This window comes from Streptomyces boncukensis (assembly GCF_011045075.1).
GTDB classification, from domain to species: Bacteria; Actinomycetota; Actinomycetes; order Streptomycetales; family Streptomycetaceae; genus Streptomyces; species Streptomyces boncukensis.
Genome location: NZ_JAAKZZ010000621.1, coordinates 1 through 3,836, shown reverse-complemented (window position 1 = coordinate 3,836; position 3,836 = coordinate 1). Strand labels below are relative to the sequence as shown.

Genomic DNA, 3,836 nt, shown 5'->3' with positions numbered 1-3,836 from the left:
TCCTCGGCGCCCGCCCTGCCCCGGCCCCGCGCGCTGACCGCGCACCACTACGCCGAGGCGCGCGCCCGAGCGGAGTCCACCCGGCTGACGGGCCTCCCCCCGTCCACCCTGATGCACCCCCGCTACACGGACTGAGAGCGCGACGTCGGGCGCCCCGTCAGGGGCGCGGGGAACTGCGCGCGCAACCACGACGGACCGGCGGCCCGCGAAGCACGCGCAGGGGCAGCCCGAACCCGGGACGCCCCGCCCCGACACCGGGTACCGGGAGACACCGGACACCCCGGTTCCGGCCCGCCCATAGGTGTGGCGCCGTCACGAGTAATAGGCTCCGCACCATGGAGCACGAGGTGTACATCCCGTTTCCCATCGGCTCTGTACGAGCCGCACTGGCCGACCACGAGCGAGTGGCCCGCTGTGTGCCCGGCCTCCAGCAGGACGCGGAGGGCGCGGCGGCACCGGAGCAGGGGGCCGCTCCCGGCGCAGGCGGCGGGAGCCTGACGGGCCGGATGCGGGTCCGCATCGGCGGCTCGACCATCACCTACCGCGGCAGCCTCGCCCTCACCCCGCGCGAGGGCGCCGACGGCGTGCCCGACGGCTTCGCCGTCGAGGGCAACGGCGCCGAGGCGCGCGGCAGCGGCACGGTGAAGCTGGTGCTCACCGTCGTCCCGCGCCCCGCCGCCGAGACCGACGCCGCCGACACCGGCGCCGCCGACGGCACCCGGCTGGTGTGCAGCGGCACGGTGACCGGCACCGGCCGTATCGGCGACGTGGAGGACCGTGCGGCGGCCGCCGCCGGCACCCGTCTGCTGGACCGTTTCGGCAGCGCCCTGGCGGACGGCCTGCGCGACGACCCGCCGCCCGTCGCGGGCGGCATCGGCGCCCCCGGCGACAACGAGCGCGCGATCCCGGGCATCCCCGAGCCGGAGTCGGCGGAGCCGGGACCGGGACCGGAATCCGGACCGGAATCCGGGGCTGCGCCGGAACCGGAACCGGAGCCGGAGCGCACGGGCCTCTTCGAGACGGACGTCCCGCCCTCCTCGCTGGACTCGGCGCAGGGCGGCGCGCCGGGTGCCGCCGAGGCCGAGGCCGCGCACGCCCGCCGCACGATGATCGGGCGCAGCGCGGAGGAGGTGGACCACGCGCCGCCGCGCGGCCGGTACGCGCCCGTTCCGGCACCCGAGCCCGCCTCGGGGGCCGCCACGCTCCGCTGGGCGGCTCCGGCGGCTGCGGTGGTCGTCGCCGGTGCGGTGGTGCTGAGCCGGGCCCTGCGCCGCCGCCGCTGAGCGCCCCGCGACGGGCGCACAGGAAACGGGCGGATGAATGCATCTCAAGGCTGCTGTGACGTGCACCTGAGAGCGGACGTTTTTGCTGCCCGATGTACTGGCGGACGATCGCCAAGGGTGCTCCGCCGCACGATGCGGAGAAATACGAGGGCGACCACAGGTGCCCGTGCGTGATGGCGCGGTTGATCCGGGCGGTGACCTCCTGCCGTATCCGGCGAGCGAAGACACCCTTGAGGTTGTTGACAAGCTTGGAGACGGCGACCTTGGGCGGGTCATGCATCGCAGAAACAACATGCTGACGCGCCTGTAGTCGTTCTGCCCATCCGTGAGACCGATCGCAGTAGGATCTTGGGTGTGCAGCTCCGCTACAACTACCGGGCCTACCCGGTCGCCTCCCAGCGCCGTGCGCTGGCACGTGCGTTCGGGTGCGCCCGCGTGGTGTGGAACGACTGCCTGCGCGACCGCAAGGAAGCGCACGCGGCAGGACTGCCGTACATGAAGTCGGCCGAGCTGTCCCGGCTTCGCATCACCCAGGCCAAGCACACCGAGGAACGCGCCTGGCTCGCCGATGTGTCGGCGGTCGTCCTGCAACAGTCTCTGCGGGACCTGGACACCGCCTACAAGAATTTCTTCGATTCGGTCAAGGGCAAGCGGCAGGGCCGCAAGACCGGCCCGCCCCGCTACAAATCGAAGAAGGACACCCGGCAGTCGATCCGCCTCAACACCAATGCCTTCTCCCTCCAGGGCGATGGCACGGTGTACGTGGCCAAGGTCGGCAACCTCAATGTCACGTGGTCCCGTCGGCTTCCGGCCGCGCCCACGTCCCTGACCGTCACCAAAGACAGCTCCGGCCGGTACGTCCTCAGCTTCGTTGTGGACACCGAGCCGGACATCCTCCCCGAGGTGGAAGCGGAGTCCGGTATCGATCTCGGCCTGTCCGCCTTCGCCGTCCTGTCCGACGGCAGGAAGATCGACAGCCCCCGCTTCCTGCGCCGGGCCGAGAAGAAACTCGAGCGCCTTCAGCGGGAGCACTCCCGCAAGGCCAAGGGATCGAAGAACCGGGCCAAGGCCCGGATCAAGGTCGCACGCCAGCACGCCAAGGTGGCGGACCGGCGCCGGGACTGGCACCACAAGGCTTCCACACAGATAATTCGCGACAACCAAGCGGTGTACGTGGAAGACCTCGCGGTCTCCGGCCTCGGCCGCACCCGGCTCGCCAAGTCCGTGCACGACGCGGGATGGTCCGCATTCACGGCCATGCTGGAGTACAAGGCCGTCAAGCACGGCCGCACCTTCGCCAAGGTGGACCGGACCTTTCCGTCCTCTCAGGTCTGCTCGGTCTGCGGATTCCGGGACGGCCCCAAGCCACTGCACGTCCGCGCGTGGACGTGCGGCGAGTGCGCCACTGTGCACGACCGCGACCACAACGCGGCCCGTAACGTCCTCTTCGAAGGACGTCGAATCGTCGCCACCGGACGGGTGGAGACGCTAAACGCCTGTGGAGTGCCGGTAAGACGGGCACACGTGCCCGCACAGCGCGGTGAAACAGGAAGCCCCCGAAAAGGTCAGACGACCCAGGCCGGAATCACTGGACTTCAGGCCAGGGAGCACGTCAAAGTCGCCGTATGACTGTTCTGCGCGCCGGAGACACCGAGCTGACCGTCGAGCCCGAGAACGGCTGCCGGATCGCCTCCCTGAAGGTGGGCGGCACGGAGCTGCTGCGGCAGGGCGCGAAGTACGGCTCGTTCGTGATGGCCCCGTGGTGCGGCCGTACCGACGGCGGCCGCTTCCGCAACGGCGGCGAGCTGTACCAACTCCCCCTCAACAGCGGTCCGCACGCGATCCACGGCACGGTCCGGGACACCGCCTGGCGCACGGCGCGCGCCGATGCCCGCTCCGCGGCGTTCGTCTGCGTGCTGACCGACCCCTGGCCCTGGGAGGGCCGGGTCACCCAGCTCGTCGAACTGGCCGAGGACGGCGGCGGCCTCACCCTCACGCTGGGCGTCGAGGCGACGGACGCGTCCTTCCCGGCCCAGGCGGGCTGGCACCCGTGGTTCCTGCGGAATCTGGGCGCGGGCGGCGAGGACGTCCGTATCGACTTCACCGCCGAGTGGCAGGAGGAGCGGGGCGAGGACCACATCCCCACCGGCAAGCGGATCGCGCCGCTGCCGGGGCCGTGGGACGACTGCTTCGGGATGCCCGACGGCGTCGACGCCATCCTGACGTGGCCCGGCGAGCTGGAGGTGCGGGTGACGAGCCGCGCGGAGTGGGTCGTCGTCTTCGACGAGCAGCGGGAGGGGGTGTGCGTGGAGCCGCAGTCCGGCCCCCCGAACGGCCTCAACTCCCGTCCCCGCCTGGTGACTCCGCTGGACCCGCTGGAGGTCCGCACGGCCTGGGAGTGGCGCCGCCTGTCGTGACTCCCTCCATTGTGTGCCTCGAATGTCTGCCCTTAGGCTCACGTGCCTGGAGAGCGGCCCGTTCTTCAAGCGTCGAGGAATTCGAGGTACCGATGACCGAGACTGCGATACCCCGGACGCCACCCCCCGCCGACCC

Annotated in this window: 3 protein-coding genes and 1 pseudogene; 3 read left to right on the top strand and 1 reads right to left on the bottom strand. The window is 71.5% G+C overall.

Annotated elements, in window-relative coordinates; translation table 11 throughout:
* Positions 1 to 335: 335 nt before the first annotated feature.
* Entirely contained in the window at positions 336 to 1,283 is a 948-nt protein-coding gene (locus tag G5C65_RS33135) for an SRPBCC family protein (RefSeq protein ID WP_165302770.1), read from the top strand.
* 70 nt (positions 1,284 to 1,353) lie between these two features.
* Here G5C65_RS33135 and tnpA read toward each other — a convergent pair.
* Positions 1,354 to 1,578 (bottom strand): annotated as a pseudogene (tnpA, locus tag G5C65_RS40880) (IS200/IS605 family transposase); the annotation flags it as partial.
* A gap of 59 nt (positions 1,579 to 1,637) precedes the next feature.
* On the opposite strand from tnpA, the gene G5C65_RS33125 reads away from it, so the two are divergent.
* Positions 1,638 to 2,912: an RNA-guided endonuclease TnpB family protein gene (locus tag G5C65_RS33125; RefSeq protein ID WP_165302769.1), complete on the top strand. Its 1,275-nt coding sequence runs from the start codon at positions 1,638 to 1,640 to the stop codon at positions 2,910 to 2,912.
* Positions 2,909 to 3,700 carry an aldose epimerase family protein gene (locus G5C65_RS33120; protein ID WP_165302768.1) on the top strand — a complete coding sequence of 264 codons (792 nt, stop codon included), beginning with the start codon at positions 2,909 to 2,911 and terminating at the stop codon, positions 3,698 to 3,700. Before G5C65_RS33125 ends, G5C65_RS33120 begins: the two co-directional genes overlap by 4 nt.
* Positions 3,701 to 3,836: the final 136 nt, after the last annotated feature.

Excerpts from the sequence above, each read along its gene's own strand:
- G5C65_RS33135 (WP_165302770.1), top strand. The coding sequence starts at position 336 with ATGGAGCACGAGGTGTACATCCCGTTTCCCATCGGCTCTGTACGAGCC.
- G5C65_RS33120 (WP_165302768.1), top strand. The coding sequence starts at position 2,909 with ATGACTGTTCTGCGCGCCGGAGACACCGAGCTGACCGTCGAGCCCGAG.